At 67.9% G+C, this 22621-nt stretch carries 24 protein-coding genes, 1 pseudogene and 2 riboswitches; of the genes and pseudogenes, 6 read left to right on the forward strand and 19 right to left on the reverse strand.

Features of this window, described 5'->3' with window-relative positions:
* Positions 1–3: 3 nt before the first annotated feature.
* Together N4G47_RS17295 and N4G47_RS17300 are read left to right on the forward strand one after the other, a co-directional pair.
* Positions 4–696: a DUF4124 domain-containing protein gene (locus tag N4G47_RS17295; RefSeq protein ID WP_475289051.1), complete on the forward strand. Its 693-nt coding sequence runs from the start codon at positions 4–6 to the stop codon at positions 694–696.
* A 22-nt stretch (positions 697–718) separates the two neighbouring features.
* Positions 719–1453, forward strand: a complete 735-nt coding sequence (locus tag N4G47_RS17300) for a hypothetical protein (RefSeq protein ID WP_475289052.1) — start codon at positions 719–721, stop codon at positions 1451–1453.
* A gap of 102 nt (positions 1454–1555) precedes the next feature.
* On the opposite strand, the gene N4G47_RS17305 is transcribed toward N4G47_RS17300, so the two are convergent.
* Entirely contained in the window at positions 1556–2332 is a 777-nt protein-coding gene (locus N4G47_RS17305; protein WP_249842735.1) for an SDR family oxidoreductase, read from the reverse strand.
* Between the two features lie 111 nt (positions 2333–2443).
* Between N4G47_RS17305 and N4G47_RS17310 the strand changes: the two genes are divergently transcribed.
* Positions 2444–2656, forward strand: coding sequence for a hypothetical protein (locus N4G47_RS17310; protein ID WP_107231879.1), 213 nt, complete (start codon positions 2444–2446; stop codon positions 2654–2656).
* Between the two features lie 105 nt (positions 2657–2761).
* On the opposite strand, the gene sppA is transcribed toward N4G47_RS17310, so the two are convergent.
* The 4 genes and pseudogenes from sppA to N4G47_RS17330 form a co-directional block, all read right to left on the reverse strand.
* Positions 2762–4684 (reverse strand): signal peptide peptidase SppA, encoded by a 1923-nt coding sequence (sppA, locus tag N4G47_RS17315; protein WP_107231878.1) that lies wholly within the window; start codon positions 4682–4684, stop codon positions 2762–2764.
* Positions 4685–4800: 116 nt separating this feature from the next.
* The gene (locus N4G47_RS17320; protein ID WP_032129679.1) at positions 4801–6165 is read right to left on the reverse strand and encodes an MATE family efflux transporter; all 1365 of its coding nucleotides are present in this window, start codon (positions 6163–6165) and stop codon (positions 4801–4803) included.
* 220 nt (positions 6166–6385) lie between these two features.
* Positions 6386–6961 carry a DUF3106 domain-containing protein gene (locus N4G47_RS17325; protein ID WP_475289057.1) on the reverse strand — a complete coding sequence of 192 codons (576 nt, stop codon included), beginning with the start codon at positions 6959–6961 and terminating at the stop codon, positions 6386–6388.
* Positions 6954–7957, reverse strand: a pseudogene (locus N4G47_RS17330) (hypothetical protein). The gene N4G47_RS17325 and the pseudogene N4G47_RS17330 overlap by 8 nt, the downstream one beginning before the upstream one ends.
* A gap of 393 nt (positions 7958–8350) precedes the next feature.
* On the opposite strand from N4G47_RS17330, the gene N4G47_RS17335 reads away from it, so the two are divergent.
* On the forward strand, positions 8351–10558 hold the full coding sequence (locus N4G47_RS17335; protein WP_475289059.1) for a primosomal protein N': 2208 nt from the start codon (positions 8351–8353) through the stop codon (positions 10556–10558).
* A 103-nt stretch (positions 10559–10661) separates the two neighbouring features.
* Here the strand turns inward: N4G47_RS17335 and N4G47_RS17340 are convergent, their stop codons facing one another.
* Positions 10662–11282, reverse strand: coding sequence for a glutathione S-transferase family protein (locus N4G47_RS17340; protein WP_107231874.1), 621 nt, complete (start codon positions 11280–11282; stop codon positions 10662–10664).
* A 111-nt stretch (positions 11283–11393) separates the two neighbouring features.
* Positions 11394–12173, reverse strand: a complete 780-nt coding sequence (locus N4G47_RS17345; protein WP_249842730.1) for an NYN domain-containing protein — start codon at positions 12171–12173, stop codon at positions 11394–11396.
* A 123-nt stretch (positions 12174–12296) separates the two neighbouring features.
* Here N4G47_RS17345 and N4G47_RS17350 point away from each other — a divergent pair, with 123 nt between their 5' ends.
* The gene (locus tag N4G47_RS17350; protein ID WP_475289061.1) at positions 12297–13577 is read left to right on the forward strand and encodes an NAD(P)/FAD-dependent oxidoreductase; all 1281 of its coding nucleotides are present in this window, start codon (positions 12297–12299) and stop codon (positions 13575–13577) included.
* A gap of 80 nt (positions 13578–13657) precedes the next feature.
* Here the strand turns inward: N4G47_RS17350 and N4G47_RS17355 are convergent, their stop codons facing one another.
* The 3 genes from N4G47_RS17355 to N4G47_RS17365 all read right to left on the reverse strand — a co-directional run bounded on the left by N4G47_RS17355 (position 13658) and on the right by N4G47_RS17365 (position 14947).
* Positions 13658–14095, reverse strand: coding sequence for a hypothetical protein (locus tag N4G47_RS17355; protein ID WP_475289063.1), 438 nt, complete (start codon positions 14093–14095; stop codon positions 13658–13660).
* Between the two features lie 3 nt (positions 14096–14098).
* Positions 14099–14530 (reverse strand): nuclear transport factor 2 family protein, encoded by a 432-nt coding sequence (locus tag N4G47_RS17360; protein WP_475289065.1) that lies wholly within the window; start codon positions 14528–14530, stop codon positions 14099–14101.
* A gap of 141 nt (positions 14531–14671) precedes the next feature.
* Entirely contained in the window at positions 14672–14947 is a 276-nt protein-coding gene (locus N4G47_RS17365) for a GIY-YIG nuclease family protein (protein WP_475289067.1), read from the reverse strand.
* Between the two features lie 40 nt (positions 14948–14987).
* A riboswitch (glycine riboswitch) is annotated at positions 14988–15077 on the forward strand.
* A gap of 13 nt (positions 15078–15090) precedes the next feature.
* Positions 15091–15196: riboswitch (glycine riboswitch) on the forward strand.
* An 82-nt stretch (positions 15197–15278) separates the two neighbouring features.
* On the opposite strand from N4G47_RS17365, the gene N4G47_RS17370 reads away from it, so the two are divergent.
* Positions 15279–15896: a trimeric intracellular cation channel family protein gene (locus N4G47_RS17370; protein ID WP_107231868.1), complete on the forward strand. Its 618-nt coding sequence runs from the start codon at positions 15279–15281 to the stop codon at positions 15894–15896.
* A 31-nt stretch (positions 15897–15927) separates the two neighbouring features.
* On the opposite strand, the gene N4G47_RS17375 is transcribed toward N4G47_RS17370, so the two are convergent.
* The 9 genes from N4G47_RS17375 to N4G47_RS17415 all read right to left on the reverse strand — a co-directional run bounded on the left by N4G47_RS17375 (position 15928) and on the right by N4G47_RS17415 (position 22621).
* The gene (locus tag N4G47_RS17375) at positions 15928–16227 is read right to left on the reverse strand and encodes a hypothetical protein (protein ID WP_475289069.1); all 300 of its coding nucleotides are present in this window, start codon (positions 16225–16227) and stop codon (positions 15928–15930) included.
* The gene (locus N4G47_RS17380; RefSeq protein ID WP_475289071.1) at positions 16224–17087 is read right to left on the reverse strand and encodes a hypothetical protein; all 864 of its coding nucleotides are present in this window, start codon (positions 17085–17087) and stop codon (positions 16224–16226) included. The genes N4G47_RS17375 and N4G47_RS17380 overlap by 4 nt, the downstream gene beginning before the upstream one ends.
* A 21-nt stretch (positions 17088–17108) precedes the next feature.
* Entirely contained in the window at positions 17109–18182 is a 1074-nt protein-coding gene (locus tag N4G47_RS17385; protein WP_475289073.1) for a 3-deoxy-7-phosphoheptulonate synthase, read from the reverse strand.
* Positions 18183–18479: 297 nt separating this feature from the next.
* Complete coding sequence (locus N4G47_RS17390) at positions 18480–18737, reverse strand: hypothetical protein (RefSeq protein WP_295571849.1); 258 nt, start codon at positions 18735–18737, stop codon at positions 18480–18482.
* Between the two features lie 89 nt (positions 18738–18826).
* Positions 18827–19165 (reverse strand): DUF6616 family protein, encoded by a 339-nt coding sequence (locus tag N4G47_RS17395; RefSeq protein WP_475289075.1) that lies wholly within the window; start codon positions 19163–19165, stop codon positions 18827–18829.
* A 105-nt stretch (positions 19166–19270) separates the two neighbouring features.
* Complete coding sequence (locus N4G47_RS17400) at positions 19271–20014, reverse strand: DNA alkylation repair protein (RefSeq protein ID WP_475289077.1); 744 nt, start codon at positions 20012–20014, stop codon at positions 19271–19273.
* Positions 20011–20511: a MarR family winged helix-turn-helix transcriptional regulator gene (locus N4G47_RS17405; RefSeq protein WP_475289080.1), complete on the reverse strand. Its 501-nt coding sequence runs from the start codon at positions 20509–20511 to the stop codon at positions 20011–20013. Before N4G47_RS17405 ends, N4G47_RS17400 begins: the two co-directional genes overlap by 4 nt.
* A gap of 71 nt (positions 20512–20582) precedes the next feature.
* The gene (locus tag N4G47_RS17410) at positions 20583–21881 is read right to left on the reverse strand and encodes a sensor histidine kinase (protein ID WP_475289970.1); all 1299 of its coding nucleotides are present in this window, start codon (positions 21879–21881) and stop codon (positions 20583–20585) included.
* Positions 21882–21913: 32 nt separating this feature from the next.
* A complete protein-coding gene (locus N4G47_RS17415) occupies positions 21914–22621 on the reverse strand; it encodes a response regulator transcription factor (RefSeq protein WP_475289082.1) in 708 nt (235 codons plus the stop codon).

Consider the following 22621-nt stretch of genomic DNA (forward strand, 5'->3'; position numbering starts at 1 on the left):
GCCATGAACCTGACACGCACCGCCCTGGGTCTGTGCCTGCTGCTGCCGTGGAGCGCAGCGCCGGCTGCCGACGACGTGCGGGTGTACCGCTGCGTGGCCAGCAATGGTGCCGTGGCCCTGCAGGACAAACCCTGCAGCAACGGACGGCAGGAAGTCCGCGACCTGCAGCGCCCGCGCGACCCGCCGCCGAGGGTGGTCAGCAGCGACGCCCCGCCACCACCGCCCAGCGCAACGCCGGCCATCGGCGGGCGCGAAGTGCGCCACGTCTACATCCAGCCGCCGCAGCCGATGTACGAATGCGTGAGCGACGACGGCCGGCGCTACACCAGCGACAGCAACGAGGGCAATCCGCGCTGGGTCCCGTTGTGGACCAGCATCTGGTTGCCGCACGGGTACCCGGGCGGCGGCCATCCCGGTCCGCGCCCGGCCATCGGTGGACCGGTGGGTCGGCCCATCGGCGGAGGCGCCGGGTATCGTCCGCCCACGGTCGGTGTCGGCGTGGAGATACCGGCCGGCAGCGTGCTGGTGCGCGACACCTGCCACGCCCTGCCGCAGCAGGAAGTGTGCGCACGCCTGCGCGACCGCCGCTGGGAACTGGACCGCCGCTACAACAGTGCGCTGCAGAGCGAACGCACCACCATCAGCACCGAACAGCGCGGCATCGACGCACGCCTGTCGCAGGACTGCGAGCGCTGAGCGCAGCCTGTACGCTGTGCGGATGAACAGACTGATCTGGCTGGCCCTGGCCGTGTTGCCCGGCGCTGCAATGGCCGAAGAAGGCGTGATCTACCGCTGCACCTCCGGCAGCAGCGACGTTCCGACCCTGCAACGTACGCCCTGCCCGGCCGGCAGCCAGCAACAGGTCCTTCGCGTACCGGCGTCGGCCAATACCGAACCGGCCGTGACCGAGCCCTCACCGGTACAGGATCCCGCTGCGGTCGCCGTTTCCGAGGCCAGCGGAGCGGCTGCCCCAGCTGCAGCACCGACGGCGCCACGACGCGCGGACGAAGGGCGCACGATCATGGAAGCGGGCATGGTGGAAGCCGAAGGCGGCGATCAGATCCTGGACAGCGCAGCGCTGCACCACGATGCCGAGGCGCGTGCCGCCAGCGACGGGCCGCCGAGGCCGCCGCTGCCCCCGATCTTCCAGTGCACCGACAGCCAGGGCGGCGGCTACCTTCACGAATACGAGGCCTCGCCGGCACGCTGCGAACTGATGACCGTGCAGGGCCTGGGCGGTGCAACGCCGGTCAATGCGGCCAGCTGCGAAGTGGTGCGCGACACCTGCGAGGAGCTGCCCGAGGCACAGCGCTGTGGCAGCTGGCAGCAGCGCTTCCGCGACGCACGCGGCCGCGAGCGCTTTGCCGCGCCGGAGAACCGCGAACATGCCCAGGGCGAGCGCGAGCGGTTGCAGGGTGTGCTGGAGGCCAGCCATTGCCCGGTGCCGGGATGACCGCCACCCGGTAGGGCCGGCCGCTGGCCGGCAGCCACATGATGTTCAGAGGATTGCAGTTGCCGGCCGGCGGCCGGCACTACCGAGACCCGAGACCCGCGATCAGAACCCGTAACGCAGGAATCCACCATCCACGGCGATGCATTCGCCGGTGACATAGCTGGCTGCCGGCAGGCACAGGAAGCCCACGGCCGCCGCCACTTCCTCCGGCTCACCGATGCGACGCATCGGCGTGCGGTCGATCACCTCCTCGTAGTAGTCCGGGTCCGACAGCGGGCCGGAGGTTCGACGCGTGCGGATGTACCACGGTGCCACTGCATTGACCCGGATACCGTCCTCGGCCCATTCCACGGCCAGGTTGCGGGTCATCTGGTGCATGGCCGCCTTGGTCATGCCATAGACCACACCACTGCGCACGTGGGTCAGGCCGGACACGCTGCCGACGTTGACGATGGACGAGGCGGCGTGGCGCGCCAGCAGCGGATGCGCGTAGCGCGACAGTTCGAACGCCGAGAACAGGTTGGTCTCGAAGATGTTGCGCCATTCGTCCTCGGTGTATTCGGTCGCGGGCCGGGTGATGTTGCCGCCGGCGTTGTTGACCAGGATGTGCAGGCCATCGCTGTGGTCTTCCACCCAGTCGAGGATCTGCCGGCGGTCTTCGTCATCGGAGACATCGGCAGCCAGCGCATGCACCTGCATCTGCGGATGCACGTCCAGCAGTTCGTCGCGCGCGGTCTCCAGCATGTCGATATCGCGCCCGACGATCATCAGGTCGGCGCCAAAGCCGGCCAGTTCGTGCGCGATGGCCAGGCCGATGCCGGCGCTGGCGCCGGTGATCAGGGCCGTCTGGCCATCCAGGCGCCACCGTTGCTGGGTCATGTATTCTCCCGGGCCGCGCCCGCTGTGTTCCGATGCGGCAAGGATACGCGCTCACGGCGGCCCCCTGCCGGAGATGCGACACTGCGGGCACGCCCGTCATGGAGTGCCGCCATGCGCATCCTGAACCTGTCCATGCCCCTGCTGGCTGCCGTGCTGCTGTGTGCCTGCCAGCGGCCGCCCGCACCGAACCCGGAACAGCCGCCGGTGCCGAAAGCGATGTCGCGCGCGATCAACGAACCACTGGACCGCGCCAAGGGTGTGCAGAAGACCCTGGACGATACCGACACGCGCGAGCGCAAGGCCGAGGCCGACGCGACGCAGTGACGGCCCCCTCGTGGGGTCAGAGTCCTTTGCCAGGCAAAGGGATCCGACCCCATGAACGAGAACGCCCGGCCTGGGCCGGGCGTTCTCATTCGATACCGTTGCCGGTCAGAACCCGCAGAAGCAGTACGCCAGCGCCTTCACCGGCGCGCCGTTGCCCTTCTCGCGGGCCGCGTTCTCGACGAAGCGCAGCTGCGTGTCCACTTCCGGCATCGTGCGTGCCAGCATCATCCGCGCCATGCCCGAGTCGGACAGCATCCACGCACCGGCACGGCTGCCGGCGAAACCGCTGACGAACTGCGCGAACGGCGTGGCCGCCTTCTCGATGTAGCGCACGCGGTAGGCGTCGGTCTTGCCGAGCTTGGCGCGGCCGGCCGCATCGGCCACGGCATCCTTCAAGCCACCGAAGGCGTCGACCAGACCGCGCTCCTTGGCCTGGGCACCGCTCCACACGCGGCCACGGGCCACTTCATCGATGGCCTCGACCGGCTTCTTGCGGGCCTCGGCGACACGACCGGTGAAATCGGCGTAGCCCTTGTTGATCACCGACTGGATGACCTGGCCAACGGCCGGGTCCATCGGCCGGGTCACATCGAACGCACCGGCAAAGCGGGTGGTGCCGACACCGTCGGTGTGCACGCCGATCTTGTCCAGCGCGCGGCTGAAGTTGGGAATCATGCCGAAGATGCCGATCGATCCGGTGATGGTCGACGGATCGGCATAGATGCGGTCGGCATTCATGCTGATCCAGTAACCACCCGATGCGGCCAGGTCGCCCATCGATACCACCACCGGCTTGCCGGCAGCCTGCAGGGCCACCACTTCACGACGGATCTGCTCGGAGGCGAAGACTTCGCCACCCGGAGAGTTCACGCGCAGCACCACCGCCTTGACGTTCTCGTCATCGCGCGCAGCACGCAGCAGCGCCGAGGTCGACTCGCCACCGATGCGGCCGGCCGGCAGGTCACCGCCGCTGATTTCGCCGGCGGCGACCACCACGGCCACCTGCGGACGCGAGTCCACCGGGTTGCGACGTGCGTCGAGCAGGGCCAGGTAGCCGCCGAAATCGACATTGCGGAAACCGCCGTCGGCATCGTCATCGGCCACGCCGCGCTCGATCATCAGATCCTCGAATTCCTCGCGGGTCTTCAGCGCGGTCACCAGCTTCTGCTGCAGGGCGAACTTGGCCAGATCGCCACCGGCGGCGGCGACGCCTTCGGGCAGCGTGTCGATGCCCGCAGCCAGCTGTGCCGGGTCCAGGCGGCGCGCCTTGGCGATATCACCCAGGTAGCGCTGCCACACATCATTCATCCAGAACAGGTCGGCTTCCTTGGAGGCCGGCGAGGCGGCGTCGAGCACATACGGCTCGGCCGCGGACTTGTACTCGCCCACCTTGAACAGGTGTACGTCCACGCCCAGCTTGTCCTGCAGGCCGGTGCGGAAGTACTGGCGGTAACGGCCCAGGCCTTCCAGCACCACCGAGCCCATCGGGTCCAGGTAGACCTCGTCGGCCTGTGCGGCCAGCAGGTACTGCGACTGGCCCATGCTCTCGCTGTAGGCCACCAGCTGCTTGCCCGAGGCGCGCAGGTCCTGCAGCGCGGCGGCGACTTCACGCAGCGAGGCGAAGCCGGACGGCTGCAGCTTGTCCAGCTCCAGCACTACCCGCTCGATCTTCTTGTCTTCCTTGGCCGACTCGATCACCCGCAGCAGGTCGCGCAGCTGGATCTCTTCGGCACTGTTGTCGCCCACTGCCTTGGCCAGCGCGCGGCTGACCGGATCAGCGCTGAACTGTTCGACCAGGCGGCCTTCCGGCGCGATCACCAGGGTGGTCCGGTCCTGCAGCGATTTGCTGGCACCGGCGCCCATGCCGGCAGCGACGATGAACATCACCAGCAGCAGGAACAGCAGGCCGAAGAACACCAGGTTGAGGATCAACCGGCGGGTGAAGTTCATGACGTCCCACAGCCCGATGAAGAAACTGGCGACGGGGTTGCGACGCGCCGGGGGCAGCGGGGGCACGGGTTGATTCATGGAACGCTCCGGATGGCTTCTTGCCGTGGTACCAGCATAGCCGGTGCCGCGTGATGCAGCATCGGACACAAGTCAGGGGATCGCCCGCCAGGGGTGAGCATGGCAGGCGCGGAAGGTCAGGACAGCATCGACTGGCCGATGCGCAGGCTGCTGCGGCGCAGGCGCCAGCCCATCAGGATGGCGGCGGCGGTCAGGCCGACGATCAGGCCGATCCACATGCCCTGCGGCCCCATGCCCAGGCCCAGGCCGAGCCCGGCACCGAGCGGCATGCCCAGGCCCCAGTACGCGAACATGGCGATGAACATCGGCACCCGGGTGTCCTTCAGGCCACGCAACGCACCGGCCGACAGCACCTGGATGCCATCGGGGAACTGGAAGGTCGCCGCATACAGCAGCAGCGTCGAAGCCAGGCCGGCCACCGCCAGATCGTTGGTGTACACCCCTACGATGGCGTCGTGGCCGAACAGCAGCACCGCCGCCGACAAGGTCTGCGTACCCATGATGATCGCGTAGCCGGCCCACGCCGCACGGCGCACGCCGAAGCCATCGCCGCGGCCGACCGCATGGCCCACGCGCACGGTGGTGGCCTCGGCCACGCCCATCGGGATCATGAAGCACAGCTGCGCGACGTTGATCGCAATCTGGTGTGCGGCCGCCTCGTTGGCACCGAGGCGGCCGATCAGCAGCGCGGTGACGATGAACAGACCGCCTTCCATCAGCACGGTGATGCCGATCGGCAGGCCGGTACGCAGCAGGTCCCAGATCGCCTTCCAGCGCGGGCCTTCGAAATGCGAGAACAGCTGCAGGTGGGCAAAGCGTTTGGTGAACCACAGGTAGGTGGCGAAGGCGATGGCCTGCAGCCACATCATCACCGCTGAGGCGATTCCGAGCCCTTCGGCGCCCATTTCCGGGAAACCGAGCTTGCCATTGGCCAGCACATAGCCCATGGGCGCCAGTACCAACAGGCCACCGAAACCGAGCAGCATGGTCGGCAGTGTCCAGTGCATGCCCTCGCTGAGGTAGCGCATGCAGAAGTACAGGGTGAGCGCCGGACCGCCCCAGCGCACCGCATGCAGGAACGCGGTCGCCCCCGGCACGATGTCCGGCGCGATGCCGAACGCCGGCAGCAGCGGCGGCACCACCGTGAGGAAGGTGAACATGATCAGGCCCAGGCCCAGCGCCAGCCACAACGCCTGGCGGAACAGCGGGCCGATCTCGCGCTCGCGGCCGGCGCCATGCAGCTGCGACACCGAGGCGGTAAGCGAGATGAGCGTGCCGATCGGGATCAGCATCGGCAGCCACAACAGCGCAGTACCGATGGTCACCGCGGCCAGGGTCGCCGTGGCGTGGTGGCCGGCAATCACGTTGTCGACAAAGGAGATCAGACCGGTGGATACGTGGCCCAGCACAAGCGGCAGGGCGAGCAGACCGGTGGCGCCGACTTCCTTGCTGAAGCGCGGCGTGGAGGTTGCAGTAGACATAAGGTGCTTGACGCGAACTACGGTTGCGCGCGAAGGGCACAGGCACCGGGTTGCGGCCGGTCATCTTACGCGCGCCGCGCGCGCATTCCCATGACATGGCGTGAATGCCGGGTCCCGGCGGGCTTCGCTGCGGCTCTTCCATCACGCCGCGAAAACCCCGCGCTGCGGGCGGCAGTCGACTAACAATCGACTCTACCCCGTCGACGTTATTCCTTCGGGGTTACTGGCCGGCCTGGCGCTTGAGCCAGGTGTCGCGTTCGGCGGCGGGCACGGCGAGGAAGGCGCTGCGCACGGCGTCGCGTTCCTGCGGTGGCGTGCGCTGCGCGACCAGGGTCAGCTGGGCCACCTGCGCCGGGCTGAGCTGGCGCAGCACCGCCAGTGCGGTCTCACGCTGCTCCGGCGGCACGAACCCGAACAGCCCATGCAGCTTGGGAAACTCCAGACCCAGCTGCGGGCCCAGCCGCCAGCCCTCGCGGAAGGCCTGGTCCTGCGCCTGGAACTGTTGGCGCAGGCGTTGCTGCTGGTCGGCCGGCAGCGCATTGAAACGCGCAGCCGCCTGGCGGATGCGCTCGCGCTCGCCTTCCGGCAACGCGCGCCAGGCGGCGTAGTCGGCACGGCGCTGGCGCTGCTGCTGCGCATCAAGCTGGGCAAAGGCCGACGGCGCAGCGGTCGATGCCGGCAGCGCGGCCGGTGCGGCCGCCGACGGTGCCGGCAGCGGCACATTCAAGGTCTGCGGCGCGGCCGAAAGCGACAACGGCAGGGCCAGCAGCAGGCTGGCGAACACGGTCTTATTCATCGGCGGCGGTGGTTTCCAGCGTGGTGCTGGCCGGCTCCGGCCGGCTCGGCTTGGACTGCGACTCGTCCACCGGCAGCGGTCCGCCGGCGGCCGTCCACGCATACAGATCGGCGTCGGCGACCAGCGGGTAGTCGCGGTCGCCCAGCATCGTGGCGTCATCTGTGGCCTGGGCCGGGGTCGCCACCGGCGGGGCGTTGACGGTGCTCGGCGGCAGCGCTTCCACTGTGACCGGACCGGCCTCGCCCACCACGCCTTCGGGCAGTGGCGCATCACTGCCGAGCGAACGGCCCTGCCAATGGCGCCAGCCGAGGGCGGCGACCAGCAGCACGGCCACAGTCAGCAGCAGGATCAGGGGCCGCGCCAGCGCGGCTTGGCATTCGGACGCCGCCGCTTGCCATGGGCGGGCGCACGTTCGTCGCGCTGTGGTGCGCGCCAACTGGTGGTGGGGGCTTCGGTGCTGGCCACCGGTGCAGCCGGCTGCTGCAGCTGCTGCAGGCGCTTGGCCGGCAGGTCACGGATCCGCCCCTGTACCTGTTCGGCCAACTGGCGCCAGGCCGAGGCATCGGGCTGACCATGCGCATCACGCGGGCAGGCATCGGCCAGCAGATGCTGGTAACCCGCCTCGTCCTGGTCGAGTACGCGCATGGCAATGCCCTCGTCCAGGCTGCCGCCCACCCGCAGCAGCAGGGCCAGGCGCGGCAGCGGCGCCATCTCGCCCAGCGCCGCCAACGGCGGCTGCCATTGCCCGCTTACCGGCTCACGCAGCGCCTGGCGCTGGCCCAACAGGGTCCAGAACCGGGTCGGCCACTGCGCCATCGGCAGATCACTGGCCACAGCGGCGAAGGCACGCATCACGGCCACCAGGGTCTGCTCGGCACGGGCGGCATCGCCGCACTGCAGCTCGGCCACCACCAGGGCACGGCGCTCGACGCCGCGCAGGAACGCCGCCAGCGCGCCGGCCGCGGTCGAGGAAACAGGGGCGGGCACAGCCGTCATCGGTCACTCCAAAGGTCTGCCGGCATGATAGCGGCAGCCCATTGGCGCCCGGCAGGACTTGCGCCAACCGCTGCTTCGTGCTGCAGGTTGTGCACAGCACCACGCCCCCTGTGGGGAAAACTGGGGCATCCAGCTGAATTCACTCTGTTTCAGCAATGTTTCACACTCAAGTTGCTGTTTTCAAAGGCTTTTAAAGTGTGGCGATTTTTTGACCAACCCGAGGGTAAGGCTGTCGCCATCGGCCTCACACGCGCCCGTCGACCGGTAACGCACAACGTTATCCACAGAACGTGTGGATAAGACTGAATCTCCAATGGACACCGATATTTAGGTGACATTTATGATTCCCGGGGCGTCGCTCGACCGCCTCCGGCGCCCGCCATCCGCGTGCGCATGGCCCGTTACACTGACCCGATGTTTGCCCCCATCCCGACTCTGCAGGTCGCCCTGCCCGTCCCGCTGCCCCGCCTGTTCGACTACCTGTCGCCGCAGGGCGGTGACCCGGAGGTGGCCGTCGGCTGCCGCCTGAAGGTGCCGTTCGGCAACCGTGAACTGGTGGGTGTGGTCGCCGGGCACAGCCACAGCGAAGACGGCCAGGGCCTGCGCCAGGCGCTGGCCTGGTGCGACGGCCAGCCGCTGCTGCAGGGCGAGCTGTGGCAGAGCCTGCAGTGGCTGGCACGCTATACCCATGCACCGCTGGGCGAAGTGGTGAATACCGCCCTGCCCGGCCCGCTGCGCCATGGCGAACCGCTGCCCGACACCCATCACTGGGGCTGGCAGCTGACCGCCGAGGGCCGCGCACAGCGCGACACGCTGCGTGCCGGCAGCCGCCCCCGCCAATTGGCCGAACTGCTGGCCGAGGCCATCGTCGATGAAGACGTGCTGGGCGAACGCATGCAGGACTGGCGCACCGCCGCGCGCAGCCTGGCCAAGCGTGAACTGGCCGAGCGTGTCGCGCTCAGCGTGGCACCGCAGCATGCGCAACCGCTGCCCGGCCCCACCCTCAACCCGGACCAGGCCGAGGCAGTGGCGTCGATCAACGCTGCTGAAGGTTTCCAGCCGTTCCTGCTCGATGGCGTGACCGGCAGCGGCAAGACCGAGGTCTACCTGCAGGCGATCATCCACTGCCTGGCGCAAGGCCGGCAGGCGCTGGTGCTGGTGCCGGAAATCGGCCTCACCCCGCAGACCCTGGCGCGATTCCGCGGTCGCCTCGGCATCGCGGTGCATGCGCTGCATTCGGGCCTGAACGACAACGAGCGCGCGCGGGTCTGGGCGGCAGCTTCGCGCGGCGAGGCACGGGTGATCGTCGGTACGCGTTCGGCGGTGTTCACGCCGTTGCCGCAGGCCGGCCTGTTGATCGTCGATGAGGAACACGACGGCAGCTACAAGCAGCAGGATGGCATCCGCTACCACGCCCGCGACTTCGCCCTGGTGCGGGCCAAGGCACTGGGCATCCCGGTACTGCTGGGCAGCGCCACCCCTTCGCTGGAAACGCTGCACAACGCCTATGCCGGGCGTTACACCCACCTGCGCCTGAAGCAGCGCGCCGGTGATGCACGACCACCGCGCGTGCGCATTCTGGATGTGCGCAAGCGGCCTCTGCATGACGGCCTCTCGGCCGATGTGCTGGCCGGCATCGGTGAACACCTGCAGCGCGGCCAGCAGGTGCTGGTGTTCAAGAACCGCCGTGGCTACGCACCGGTGCTGCTGTGCCACGACTGCGGCTGGACTGCGCCGTGCCAGCGCTGCGATGCGCCGATGACCGTGCACGGCGGTGGCCGTCGCCTGCAGTGCCATCACTGTGGCGCGCGACAGCCGGCACCGCTGGCATGCCCGGCCTGCGGCAGCCTGGCCCTGCAACCGCAGGGCATCGGCACCGAACGCCTGGAAGAGCACCTCACCGCCGCATTCGCCGATTTCCCGGTGGTCCGCATCGATCGCGGCACCACCTCACGCCGTGATGCGCTGGAGCAGCAGCTGGCGAAACTGGGCGACCAGCCTGGCATCCTGGTCGGCACACAGATCCTGGCCAAGGGCCACGACCTGCCCAAGCTGACCCTGGTGGTGGTGGTCGGCATCGATGAGGGCCTGTTCTCGGCCGACTTCCGCGCCAGCGAGAAACTGGCGCAGCAGCTGATCCAGGTCGCCGGCCGTGCAGGCCGTGCACGCGACCCGGGCGAGGTCTGGCTGCAGACCCATCACCCCGGGCACCCGCTGCTGGAAACACTGGTCAGCGGTGGCTACCACCCGTTCGCGCAGGCCGAGTTGAACCAGCGCCAGGCCGCGGGTTTCCCACCGTTCGCGCATCTGGCGCTGATGCGCGCCGAAGCGCAGCAGGTCGAACATGCCAATGCCTTCCTGCTGGCGGCACGGCAGCTGCTGGGCGAACAGGCCGTGGTGGACGCGTACGGCCCCATGCCGGCACCGATGCCGCGCCGCGCCGGCTACCAGCGCACACAGTTGTTGCTGTCGGCGTCGCAGCGCCCCCGCTGCATGGCGTGCTGGCGCAGCTGGTGCCGCAGCTGTATGCGCTGCCGGAAGCACGCAAGGTGCGCTGGTCGCTGGATGTGGATCCAACGGATCTGTATTGAGCGCCGGTAGCGCCGGTAGAGTCGAGCTTGCTCGACTGCTCATGACGAACGGCAGTCGAGCAAGCTCGACTCTACCGGTGCCGCGGCAGGGCTCCGACCCCGAACTCCGGCGCTTACGTCATCGGTGACATCACGCCACGCTGGTACGCCGGTCGCTCGCGCAGGCGGGCGTACCACTCGGCCAGATGCGGTAGTTCCGGGCGCTGGATCGGCAGCTCGAACCAGGCATAGACCAGCGCGCCGAGCGGAATGTCGCCCATCGCGAACTTCGCGCCCGACAGCCACGGCTGGGTGGCCAGCGTTGCATTGGCCATGGCGAGGTAGTCTCCGGCGCGCACGATGGCGGCATTGATGCGCGCCTCGTCACGGTCGGCCGGGGCGGTGCGCATGATGCCCCAGATCAGTTCGGAGTACAGCGGCGCCATCCGCGAAGTGCTCCAGTCCATCCACTTCTCGGCCTGCGCACGCTCCATCGGGTCTTCGGCATACAGCGTGCCCAGCGCATAGCGAGCGCTCAGGTAGCGCACGATGGTGTTCGATTCCCACAGCGGAAGGCCGTGATCCTCGATCACCGGCACCAGTCCATTCGGGTTCATCGCCACGTACTCGGCTGACTGCGTGCCGCCGTGGCTGCCGCCCACCTCGATGGACTGGTAGGGCAGGCCGATCTCCTCGGCACACCACAACACCTTGCGGACGTTGCTGGAATTGTGACGTCCCCAGATCTTCAACATGCAGGTTTCCTTGCTGGCAATGCGAGCGGCAACGATACGCCTGATCCGCGCGGGTGTGTGCGTGCTGGATGCTGGATCTGGCGGCCGGGCATTGCCGGCCAGCGGCCGGCACTACCGGTTCTTTTTCGGCAGGGCGCGCACGTAGGAGGATTTGCCGTCCTTCTTCAGCTCGAACAGGCCAATGGCCGCCAGCAGGTCACTGAGTTTGCCGTAGCCGTAATTGCGCGAATCGAACGAGGCCTGGTTGCCGATCTGGCTGCCGACCGGCCCCAGGTGCGACCAGCCGTCCTCGCCTTCGGCCGCCGACACCGCGCGCCTCAGCATCTTCACCAGCCGGGTGTCACTGCGCATTTCCGCGCCGCTCTTGCGCGGGCGGGCATCGTCGCTGGGCAGCGGCTCGTTCGATGTCTGCTCACTCGGCGCCTGCTCGACATCCGGCACACTGGCATGGGTCTGGCCCAAGGCTTCCAGATAGGTGAACTTCGAACACGCGTTGACGAACGGTTCCGGTGTTTTCTTCTCGCCGAAGCCGTACACCTTCACGCCATCGGTGAGCAGGCGCATCACCATCGGAGTGAAATCGGCATCGCTGGAAACGATGGCAAATCCATCCAGGTTGCGCGCGTACAGCAGGTCCATGGCATCGATCACCATCGCCATGTCCGAGGCATTCTTGCCCTTGCTGTAGGCGAACTGCTGGATCGGGCGGATCGCATACTCGTGCAGCACCGCTTCCCAACCCTTCAATCGCGGGCTCTTCCAGTTGCCATAGGCGCGACGCACGTTGGCCACGCCATAGCGCGCCACTTCGGCCAGGACTTCGTCGATCTTCGAGGCCGGCGCATTGTCGGCGTCGATCAACAGGGCGATGCGCTTTTCCGGTTCGCTCATGGGCTCCTCAGGGGCGTGTGCCTGAACCCGAGTATCGCCGATCCCTGCGGGCGCTGACGTGACAGGCGGCCGGCGTGCGAAGATGCCAGGCGCTTCCCCCAATGCCCCCACTGGAGTGAGTCGATGAGTCGTGAGCGCGTTCCCCACCTGGTCGTTGTCGGCGGCGGTTTTGCCGGTCTCTGGGCCACCCGTGCCCTGGCCCGCGAGCGCATACGCATCACCCTGGTCGACCGCCGCAACCATCACCTGTTCCAGCCGCTGCTGTACCAGGTGGCCACCGCCGGCCTGTCCGCGCCGGATATCGCCGCGCCGCTGCGCCACATCCTCGGCCACCAGCGCAATGTGGAAGTGCGGCTGGGCGAAGTGGTGGCCATCGACAAGCAGGCCCGGCAGATCCGCATGGCCGACGGCAGCACGCTGGACTACGACAGCCTGCTGCTGGCCACCGGCGCTACCCACGCCTACTTCGGCAACGACCAATGGGCCGATGATGCGCCCGGCCTGAAGACCCTGGACGACGCCATCGCGCTGCGCCGCAAGCTGCTGCTGGCCTTCGAACGTGCCGAGGCCGAACCGGACCCGGCGAAGAAGGCGGCGTGGCTGAGTTTCGCCATCGTCGGCGGCGGCCCCACCGGCGTTGAACTGGCCGGCACCCTGGCCGAGATCGCACGGCACACGCTGCGCAACGAATTCCGCCACATCGACCCGGCCAGCGCCAAGGTGCGCTTGGTCGAAGCCGGGCCACGCGTGCTGTCCTCCTTCCCGGAAGTGCTTTCGCTGAAGGCGCGCCGGCAGCTGGAAAAGCTGGGCGTGGAAGTGCTGACCGGCACCCCGGTAAGCGACATCGACAGCCAGGGCTTCAAGCTGGGCGATCAGTTCGTTCCGGCACGCACCGTGGTGTGGGCCGCCGGCGTGGCCGCCTCACCGCTGGCGCGCACGCTGGAGGTGCCGCTGGACCGCGCCGGGCGCGTGCAGGTGCAGCCGGACCTGACCCTGCCCGGTCACCCGGAGCTGTTCGTGGCCGGTGACCTGGCCGCACTGAGCCAGGCCGACGGCAAGCCGGTACCCGGCGTGGCACCGGCCGCCAAGCAGATGGGCAAGTACGTGGCCGAGGTGATCCGCGCGCGCCTGCACGGCAAGCCCGAGCCCGGTCCGTTCACGTATGCCGACTACGGCAACCTGGCCACCATCGGCCGCATGGCCGCGATCGTGCATCTGGGCCGGCTGCAGCTGTCCGGTGTGCTGGCGTGGTGGTTCTGGCTGGCCGCGCACGTGTTCTTCCTGATCGGCTTCCGCAACCGCCTCGTGGTGCTGCTGAACTGGGCGGTGGCGTACTGGAGCTACCAGCGCAGCGCGCGCATCATCTTCGGCGATGACCGCGACGACCGGCGGCCGAAGCGGTAGGGCCGCCAGCCGAAGGGTCGGATCCCTTTCCGCAGGAAAGGGCTCTGACCCCGTTGACGTCATCCACGCATGGTGTGGATCTACTTCATCCGTGGGCGCGACCATTGCTGGCAGAAGTCTTGCTTCCTCGCCGTGTCGGCAATCTGCGCCGCACCCCAGTGCCGGGTAATCCAGATCGTCAGTGCTGCGCTGCTCAGATGCCGGCGCAGCATGCCGCGATGAGGCTGCTGCGACAGGTGGCTTTGGGCAATCCAGAGGGCCTCCCGCTCCACTTCGGGCGCCTTCTTCTTCATCACGTCCTTGTCGAAGAACTGCGCGGCGAATCGCCAGGGATTCATCGATTGGTACTCCGCCTGTGGTTCAGTGCCGCACGCGGCCACATCACTGGCCGCGCGGCCGGCCGGCTTCGGTCGACCGTCCACCAGTGCCATCCCGAGCAGGTACAACAGGCCAGGCAGCAGCGCGATGCCGGCGACCAGCACTGCGATGCCGAGCCATGCGCGGCCAGCAGTGCGCATGGGTTATTCCGCCTTCGACTTCGGGTACCACAGCGCGTTGACGATGACCCAGCGCTGGTCGAAGCGCCCCATGTGGAAGTAGTCGACGAACCACGGGGTTTCCAGCCGCACCGAGGCGGCGTTGCCGGTCACGTCCAGCACCGTGCAGCGGCGGTCCCACTGATCCTTCGGCGTCTTCAGTGCGCCCTGCTTTGTCAGCGCGACCAGCTCCTCCTTCGACATCCGGCGCAGGCCGAGTCGCTCGTCGGGCGTATCGCCGAGCACCGCGCGCTTGGCCAGATCCGGATGAAGGGAACGGGCGACGCGCTGCGGGTCGGCCTCCAGCTGGCCATCGACGTAGTCGTGGCAGGTGGATTCGATGGCCGCGATCGTGGCCGGGTCGGCGGCGGGGCTGGCTGATGCGGAGAGAGCGAACAGCAGGGCAAGGGCGGACATCCGGGTCACCAGCGCTGAGGGCTGGGCGATCATGGCATGGCCGCACGCGCCCATCCACGCATGGCGTGGATCTACTGTAGAGCCGAGCCCATGCTCGGCGGATCCTCGTCGCCAATCCAGCAGCCGAGCATGGGCTCGGCTCTACGGAACAGCCTCGACAGGCGCCTGCAGCCAGGCCAGCTTGCGTTCGCGGGGCTGCTGCTTGAGCTGCCACTCGGCGCGCGAGGCGGCGGCCCGGTCCGGGTACTCGCGCACGGCCAGCACGCGCAGCGGCGGCCGGGCGCGGGTGTAGCGGGCGCCCTTGCCGGCCTGGTGGGCGGCGAAACGCGCGTCCACGTCGGTGCTGATGCCGGCGTAGAAGCTGCCGTCGCGGCATTCGAGCAGGTACAGGAACCAGGGGCGGAGGGACGGGGCCATGCCCGGATTATGCCGTGCTGCACTGCAGCGGATATACTGGCGCCCGAATGCAGGAGAGAGGCGCCGCGCTGGCGCCCGCCGAAGGCGCAGGCTCCCATGATCGCTCAGGCCGGTGGGCTGGAATCCCACCAACCATGCATTCGACTCGCCGAGCTGGAGAGAGGTCACCGGGCATGCCCGGGACGATCCGCCGAAGGGGCACGCGGCCTACGCCGCTGAACTCTCAGGCAAAAGGACAGCGGGAGCGGCACCGGTCGTCGTCATCCCGTCATTGCGCAGGCAGTGGCGGTATATGCGCATGGCCGGCCCCACCGCGCCCGGAGCCTGCCCCATGCTGCTGTCCATCATCTACCTGATCGCCATTTCCGCCGAAGCCATGACCGGCGCGCTGTCCGCCGGCCGCCGCCGCATGGACCTGTTCGGCGTGGTCATGATCGCCTGCGTCACCGCCCTCGGCGGCGGTTCGCTGCGCGACATCCTGCTCGGCCACTACCCACTGGGCTGGGTGAAGCATCCCGAGTATCTGGGCTTCACTGTGTGCGCCGCGCTGATCGCCACCTGGGTGGCGCGCTGGATGCACCACTTCCGCCGCACCTTCCTGGTGCTCGATGGCCTGGGCCTGATCGCCTTCACCCTGATCGGCTGCTCGATCGCGCGTGAGGCGGGCCATGCCACCCCCATCGTGCTGATCGCCGGCATGCTGACCGGTGCGTTCGGCGGCGTGCTGCGCGACATCCTCTGCAACGAGGTGCCGCTGATCTTCCAGAAGGAGCTGTACGCGATCATCGCGCTGCTGACCGGCGCGGCGTATCTACTGCTGCTGCACTGGGGCGTGGCCGACGCCACTGCCATTCTGTGCTGCCTGGGCGGCGGCTTCGCGATGCGCCTGCTGGCGATCCACTACCGCTGGGAAATGCCGAAGTTCGTGTATCACGACGAAGTGCATTGACCGCGGCCTGGCGGGTGCGCCTGCTTCCGGATCACTTGCGCAGGCGGGAGTTCATCGGGCTCCCGCCTGCAAGGATGCGCAGCCGGTAGGCCTCTGAGGGATAGACACTCCATGGGCTGTCACAGTCATCGCTGCCGGGGTCGACCTGCTCGAGCAGCTCGGGATCTATCCATCCGGACAGATAGTCAGGATCGGATCGTCTACTGAAGCCCGGGCAGTGAACCCCGCCCTCAACGACAATCTCGTTCTGGACGGTGGAAACGAAGCTGGCGTGCAGATCACGACCGACCTGTGTGTATGCGCCTGTCTCGAGATAGGTCTGCACGATCATGCTTCCCCTACGGCCAGAGTTCCATCGTTGAGCGAGCACGCGTGGAGATGCTCACACGCAAGATCGTCGCGCACGAAAACCCAACCACCACAGTCAAGATTGCGGGCGCTGAGACTGCCCAGGACGATCACACACAGCGTCTCGCTCAGATCATTGAGCGCCAGCGTGCCTTCCACGCTCAGATCTCCGTCGACGATCACGCAATCTGTTTCGCAGTCCGAGCGCCAGTCGCCAACGAGGGATGCTGCAGGCACCACCTTGAACGAAGAGGGGGACTCACGATCATCGCGCTGTTGGTCGGCAGAGGCCGCGATCATCGCCCTGGCCTTCAACGTCGTACGCAGAAGTGCCTGGTCTCCTTCGTTGCGGTAAAGCTCGATTCTTTCATCAAGTTCCGCCAGCAGGCTGGCCGTGGTCGCGGGAGACGAGGATTCGAACCAGTCCTCGATGACGGAGATCGCGTCATCGGCAATCGGGCCGCCTTTCAAGCGCACGAGGGCCATGGCGGCCTCTCCGGAAACTGATCGGCATTCTGGCTGCAGCGGGCTGTCGTCGGGGAAAACGTGCATCGGCGGGGTCCAACCAGGCGAGGCCCCGATCTTCGGCCGAAGCTGCAGACAGATTCCATGCAACTGTTCCGAAATCGTGCCGTGGCCTGCTCCTATCCACGCATGGCGTGGATCTACCGCGGCAACCGCATCGTCAATGGTCGGGGTTCGTACCACCCCGGCGATGTACCTGGCGCTGTCGCACATACGCAGCGCCAGGCGCATCGCCGGTGCGGACGGGCCGGTCTCCAACTCCGACCGGCCCTGATCGCGGCCGCACCCCCGCAGGCGCTGGCCGCCATCCACACACATGCCGCACTCGGGCGGCTTCCATCAGGCGGCTTCGGACACCTTCACTTCACGACGGGCGCGCACGGCCGCAGCCAGTCGCTCCAGTACCGTCACGGTGGTGTCCCAGTCGATGCAGCCATCGGTGATGCTCTGCCCGTAGACCAGCGGCTGGCCTTCCACCAGTTCCTGGCGGCCACCGACCAGATGGCTCTCGATCATCACACCGACGACGCGCTGTTCGCCGTCTTCCAACTGAACGGCGATGTCTTCGATCACCTTCGGCTGGTTCTCGGGGTTCTTCAGGCTGTTGGCATGGCTGGCGTCGATCATCAGGCGCGTCGGCAGCTTGGCCTTGGCCAGCGCCTGGCAGGCCTCGCCCACGCTGGCCGCATCGTAGTTCGGCTGCTTGCCGCCGCGCAGGATCACGTGGCAATCCGGGTTGCCGGTGGTCGAAACGATGGCGGTGCCGCCCTGCTTGGTCACCGACAGGAAGTGATGCGGATTCGAAGCAGCGCCCACCGCATCGGCGGCGATCTTCACGTTGCCGTCGGTGCCATTCTTGAAGCCGACCGGGCACGACAGCCCCGATGCCAGTTCGCGATGCACCTGGCTTTCAGTGGTGCGCGCACCAATGGCGCCCCATGCCACCAGATCGGCGATGTACTGCGGGGAGATCACGTCGAGGAACTCGACACCGGCCGGCAGGCCGAGCTTGTTGATGTCGCGCAGCAGGCCACGTGCGATGCGCAGGCCCTTGTCGATCCTGAAGCTGCCATCCAGGTCCGGATCATTGATCAGGCCCTTCCAGCCCACCGTGGTGCGCGGCTTCTCGAAGTACACGCGCATGACGATTTCCAGTTCGCCGGCCAGCGCATCGCGCAGCGGCTTCAGGCGCTGGGCGTACTCGATGGCGGCGTGCGGGTCGTGGATCGAGCACGGGCCGACCACCACCGCCAGGCGGTCGTCACGGCCGTGCAGGATCTGGTGCAGGGCCGCGCGCGAGGCGCTGACGGTGTCGGAAGCTTCATCGTCACACGGCAGCATCGCCAGCAGCTGGGCAGGCGGTGTCAGCGGTTCGATGGTGCGGATACGCAGGTCGTCGGTGTGCGGGGGCATGGGGGAGATCTCCGGAACGTTGGGGGTCCCCAGCGTGGCGGCATGAAAAAAGCCGCCAGGTTCGCTGGCGGCTTTCGGGAATGCGTCTGAAGCTTTCTTCAGGGTGAGCGCAGTCCTTCCTCCGCCAGTGGCTTCGGAAAGTAATACCAAAAGTAAAAGCTGGCGCGGGCTGCGTTCATGGGGTGTATTGATAGCACAGCTTTTGCGCAGTGCAAAATGTTTCATCCGCAACTGGGGAGGCGGTTCAGCGATGTGTGCGCGCGCACCGTGCATCGGCTGGCTGGCACGCGAAATCGCTCATTTGCCATGCACTTCCACATCCAACAGCAACCCTTCATGGATGTCGGCCCAGCGCTCCAGCACGCGGCCCAGTTCCTGCCGCGCTTCCTCCAGCTGTTCCGGGTTGAGCAGGGAACGGGCGGTGTAGAGGTCGGACACCAGCCGCCGCAGGACGGGCTCAGGGATGGCCACCGACGGCCCTTCCACTTCCGGCAGCTGCAGTGCCGGCGTGTCGCCAAGCGGGCCGTAAAGCGTTACCTGGAGCGTGCTCTGCATGATCGACTTCCGTGCGGATGACAGGGGCAATGCACTGTTTACCGCGTCCGGGTGACAGGCGCATGTGCCGTGGGCATCCGCAGGCGCTGCTACAAAGCGGCCAGATCGGTCAGGTGCTGCGCCATGCCATCGTCCGCACCCAGTGCGTTGGTGGTGCTGAAGTACCGATGCCAGCCGGTGGCAGCAATGCCTTCGACCAGAGCGTCGGCGTCTTCCCGGCTCGCGCACCTCCAGACGGCATAGAACTGTTCGCCGCTACCCTGCACTACGCCGGTGGCAACGCGGCCCATTGCCACCGACGTGATGCGGGCCGGATCGAACTGCTGCATGCCGGCACCGATGCGGTCGAAGAAGGCGGTGCGTTGCTCGGGCGGCAGAGCGGCCCAGGCGGGAGTGGCGGTGTAGAGCTCGATGAGGGTGTGGGACATGGGGTTCTTCCTTGAGGGTTGCCGGCCAGCGGCCGGCACTACCGCAACGGGGGTTGCCGGCCAGCGGCCGGCACTACCGCAACGGGGGTTGCCGGCCAGTGGCCGTTATTGCCGCAGCGAACGTAGTGCGCGCTTGCGGATGTAGGCGTTGGCGCTGCTGTGGTGTTCGCCTTGCCAGCGCGCGCACAGGTCGCGCAGCCAGCGCGGCTGGGTCTTGCCGGCATCGTTGAGCCAGTTGCCGACCGAATCCTGTACGTAGCGCTCGGGGTCGTTGGCCAGGGCTTCAAGCATCGGCAGTGCATGTTCTGGATGCTGCTTGAACAGCGCGATATGCGTGGCCCACACCCCGCGCGGACGCAGGGCTTCACAGGCGAAGCGACGCAGGTAGGGCGATGCTTCATCTGTCCACGGCAGCAGCAGCTCAAGCGCCTGCAGCGGTGCCGCCACGATGTCCATGCGCAGTGCCAGCCACGCCCATTCGCGCACGCCGAAATGCGGGTCATCGGCGAGTGGGCGCATCGCCTGCAGCTTCGCCGCAAGGGATGCAGAGCTGTCGCCGCCAATCAGGTAACAGGACCAGCCGCGCACGGTATCGGACATGTGCGCCCGCCAGTGCAGCGGATCACCCTGCCCGGCTTCGCGCAGCAGCGTCGCGGCCAACGCCATGCGCACGGTGATGCCTTTGCCTGCTGCGTCACGCATGCGTTGCACGGCGGCCGCTTGCAGCGCGGGCACCACCGCAGGCAACAGTGCGCCGAAGTCCACTGCCAGGCATTCGGCCAGATGAGTGGCGGCGGTGCTGCCGGTGTTGAGGGCACGAAGGCGCTCTGCCGGGATCGCGGCGCTCATGCTGCCGGCTCCCGACCCGCATCGGTGTGCTGCCAGACCTTGTACAGCAGCTGCGACAGCTGCTGCTGTTCACCCGCATCCAGCTTGTCGAACAGGCCGCCGATCCAGTCGCTGTGCTGTTCGAACAGGCGTTCGGCCAGGCGCTTGCCTTGGGCAGTCAGCACGATCTGCAGGCGACGGCCATCTTCGGCATCGCTGCGACGTTGCAGCAACCCTTCGCGCTGCAGGCCATCGAGCAGGCCGCTGATGGTGGCGCGGGTGACGCCGGCGCGCTCGGCCAGTTCATGCGGCGGCAGCGTGCCACCGGCACCGTGCAGCAGGAACAGCACGATGAAGCGGCCTTCACTGAGCCCGTGCGGCGCGAGCCGGCTGGCGCAGTCGCGATCGATCGCCGAGGACAGCGACAGCAGCTGGAAGCACAGACGCAGCTGGGCGACATTGGCGTGACCACGTCGCTGTGCTTCCTCCAGCAGGGCATGGTGCTTGGCTTCGATCATCGGTCGCATCATTATGATTAGGCGCCTAATCATAATATGAAAAGTACGCTCAGGTCGATCAGGCGTTGAGGTCAGGAATGCGTGACCAGCAGCAGCCGGGCGATCAGCCCGCCACCTTCGCGGGGCAACAGCAGCAGCTCGCCGCCATGCCGCCGCGCGGCGTTGGCGGCGACTGCCAAGCCCAGCCCGGTGCCACCGGTGGCGCGGCTGCGCGAGCTCTCGCTGCGCTGGAATGGCTGCAGCAGGCGCGCACGGTCGGCCTCGTCGATGCCGGGGCCGCGATCCATCACGTCCAGCTGCACCCTCTTGCCGGACACAGCTGCCCGCAGCTCTACCACGCCCGCGTAGCGATCGGCGTTGTCGATGAGATTGTCGATCGCCCGCCGCAGCAACAGCGCGTCGCCCTGCCACGGCAGCGCATCCGGCCCATCGAGGGAGATTTCGACGCCGCGTAGCAGCGCGCTCTGCACGCATTCCTCCAGCAGCGCGGCCAGGTCCAGTGGGCGCATCTGCAAGGGCTGCAGCTCACCACGTGCATAGTCGAGCACCTGCTCGATCATCGTGTCCATGCGCTCGATGTCGGCCACCATCCGCGCCGCCTGTTGCGGTGGCGCGAACTCCGCACGCAGGCGCAGGCCGGTCAACGGTGTGCGCAGATCATGCGCGACGGCAGCGAGCATGCGGGTCATCTCCTGCGCCTGTTCGTGCAACCGCTCGCGCCCGGCACTGATCGCGCGGGCCAGTACCTGCACCTCGCGCGGGCCATCGTCCGGAAGCGGTGTAGTGGCCTGCAGGTCCACGTTGGCGCTGGCCTCGGCCAGCCGCCGCAGGGGTCGGCCGAGGCGGATCGCTGCCCAGGCGGCCAGCGGTGCCAGCAGTACGGTTCCCGCCACCAGCGCCAGCACGACCTGCCGGCGCCACGCCGCCAGATCGCTGTGGTCGCTGCCCACCACCTGCCATCGACCATCGGCCCGGCGCACGGCCAGTTCGAACGGCGTCCACTGCATGGCGGTCAGCACCGCGACCTGTGCCTGCAACGCATCCGCACGCGCCTTGGCGTCGAGCACAGCGCCGCCTTCGATGACCTGCACCTCCGGCGCCTTGCCGCGGCTGCTCCAGACCAGCTTCACCTGCTCCAGCGGCTGCCCCAGCTGCGCGGCCACCAGATGGGTGAGCCAGTCATTGCTGATGCCCTCGGGTGCAGACACGCGGGTTTCCAGGTGCAGGCCCAGCGCCGCGGCAGAGCGTTCACCACGCAGCACCTGCATGGCCTGGTCCAGCCGCATCGGCGGCGGCGCCGGTCGCGGCATCCAGCCCACTACCGCCACGCTGACCAGGGTCGCCAGCAGCAGGCTGGCCAGGGCCAGCATCGCGATCCAGCGCGCGGTGGACCAGCGCGCCCTCACAGCACCTGTACCTCGGCGTCGAAGCGGTAGCCTTCGCCGCGCAGGGTCTGCACCAGTGCCTCGGCGCCGGGTGCTGCCTGGCCCAGCTTGCGGCGCAGGCGGCTGATCGCCAGGTCGATGGCACGGTCGACGCTCTCGCTGTCCTCGCCACGGGTCAACGACAGCAGCTGCTCGCGCCCCAGCACCCGCCCGGCACGCTCGGCGAGCGCCAGCAACAAGGCGAATTCGCCACGGCTGAGCGCCAGCTCGCCGCCATCGGGGGCAAGCAGGCGGCGCTGTTCGGGAAACAATCGCCAGCCGCAGAAACGCAGCTCGCTGGCTACCTGGGTGCGCAGTTTGTCCTGCCGGCGCAGCAGTGCGCGCACCCGCGCCAGCAGTTCGCGCGGATCGAAGGGTTTGCCCAGATAGTCATCGGCCCCCATCTCCAGGCCGATCACCCGGTCCGGCGCGGTGCCCATTGCCGACAGCATCAGGATCGGAATGGCGCGCGCCTGCAGCCGGCGGCATACCGACAGGCCATCCTCGCCGGGCATCATCCAGTCCAGGATGATCGCGTCCGGGCGCTCGCTCTGCAGCAGCACATCCAGCGCTGCGGCATCGGCGGCCACGCGCACCTGGTAGCCGTGCAGCAGCAGGCAGTCGGCAATGGCATCACGGATGCTGGCATCGTCATCGACAACGATGACCCGGGCGGGAGTGTTCAT

It is taken from the genome of Stenotrophomonas sp. GSD10, assembly GCF_056172695.1.

Excerpts from the sequence above, each read along its gene's own strand:
- N4G47_RS17295 (WP_475289051.1), top strand. The coding sequence starts at position 4 with ATGAACCTGACACGCACCGCCCTGGGTCTGTGCCTGCTGCTGCCGTGG.
- N4G47_RS17300 (WP_475289052.1), top strand. The coding sequence starts at position 719 with ATGAACAGACTGATCTGGCTGGCCCTGGCCGTGTTGCCCGGCGCTGCA.
- N4G47_RS17305 (WP_249842735.1), bottom strand. The coding sequence starts at position 2,332 with ATGACCCAGCAACGGTGGCGCCTGGATGGCCAGACGGCCCTGATCACC.
- N4G47_RS17310 (WP_107231879.1), top strand. The coding sequence starts at position 2,444 with ATGCGCATCCTGAACCTGTCCATGCCCCTGCTGGCTGCCGTGCTGCTG.
- sppA (WP_107231878.1), bottom strand. The coding sequence starts at position 4,684 with ATGAATCAACCCGTGCCCCCGCTGCCCCCGGCGCGTCGCAACCCCGTC.
- N4G47_RS17320 (WP_032129679.1), bottom strand. The coding sequence starts at position 6,165 with ATGTCTACTGCAACCTCCACGCCGCGCTTCAGCAAGGAAGTCGGCGCC.
- N4G47_RS17325 (WP_475289057.1), bottom strand. The coding sequence starts at position 6,961 with ATGAATAAGACCGTGTTCGCCAGCCTGCTGCTGGCCCTGCCGTTGTCG.
- N4G47_RS17335 (WP_475289059.1), top strand. The coding sequence starts at position 8,351 with ATGGCCCGTTACACTGACCCGATGTTTGCCCCCATCCCGACTCTGCAG.
- N4G47_RS17340 (WP_107231874.1), bottom strand. The coding sequence starts at position 11,282 with ATGTTGAAGATCTGGGGACGTCACAATTCCAGCAACGTCCGCAAGGTG.
- N4G47_RS17345 (WP_249842730.1), bottom strand. The coding sequence starts at position 12,173 with ATGAGCGAACCGGAAAAGCGCATCGCCCTGTTGATCGACGCCGACAAT.
- N4G47_RS17350 (WP_475289061.1), top strand. The coding sequence starts at position 12,297 with ATGAGTCGTGAGCGCGTTCCCCACCTGGTCGTTGTCGGCGGCGGTTTT.
- N4G47_RS17355 (WP_475289063.1), bottom strand. The coding sequence starts at position 14,095 with ATGCGCACTGCTGGCCGCGCATGGCTCGGCATCGCAGTGCTGGTCGCC.
- N4G47_RS17360 (WP_475289065.1), bottom strand. The coding sequence starts at position 14,530 with ATGTCCGCCCTTGCCCTGCTGTTCGCTCTCTCCGCATCAGCCAGCCCC.
- N4G47_RS17365 (WP_475289067.1), bottom strand. The coding sequence starts at position 14,947 with ATGGCCCCGTCCCTCCGCCCCTGGTTCCTGTACCTGCTCGAATGCCGC.
- N4G47_RS17370 (WP_107231868.1), top strand. The coding sequence starts at position 15,279 with ATGCTGCTGTCCATCATCTACCTGATCGCCATTTCCGCCGAAGCCATG.
- N4G47_RS17375 (WP_475289069.1), bottom strand. The coding sequence starts at position 16,227 with ATGATCGTGCAGACCTATCTCGAGACAGGCGCATACACACAGGTCGGT.
- N4G47_RS17380 (WP_475289071.1), bottom strand. The coding sequence starts at position 17,087 with ATGTGTGTGGATGGCGGCCAGCGCCTGCGGGGGTGCGGCCGCGATCAG.
- N4G47_RS17385 (WP_475289073.1), bottom strand. The coding sequence starts at position 18,182 with ATGCCCCCGCACACCGACGACCTGCGTATCCGCACCATCGAACCGCTG.
- N4G47_RS17390 (WP_295571849.1), bottom strand. The coding sequence starts at position 18,737 with ATGCAGAGCACGCTCCAGGTAACGCTTTACGGCCCGCTTGGCGACACG.
- N4G47_RS17395 (WP_475289075.1), bottom strand. The coding sequence starts at position 19,165 with ATGTCCCACACCCTCATCGAGCTCTACACCGCCACTCCCGCCTGGGCC.
- N4G47_RS17400 (WP_475289077.1), bottom strand. The coding sequence starts at position 20,014 with ATGAGCGCCGCGATCCCGGCAGAGCGCCTTCGTGCCCTCAACACCGGC.
- N4G47_RS17405 (WP_475289080.1), bottom strand. The coding sequence starts at position 20,511 with ATGATCGAAGCCAAGCACCATGCCCTGCTGGAGGAAGCACAGCGACGT.
- N4G47_RS17410 (WP_475289970.1), bottom strand. The coding sequence starts at position 21,881 with ATGCTGGCCCTGGCCAGCCTGCTGCTGGCGACCCTGGTCAGCGTGGCG.
- N4G47_RS17415 (WP_475289082.1), bottom strand. The coding sequence starts at position 22,621 with ATGAACACTCCCGCCCGGGTCATCGTTGTCGATGACGATGCCAGCATC.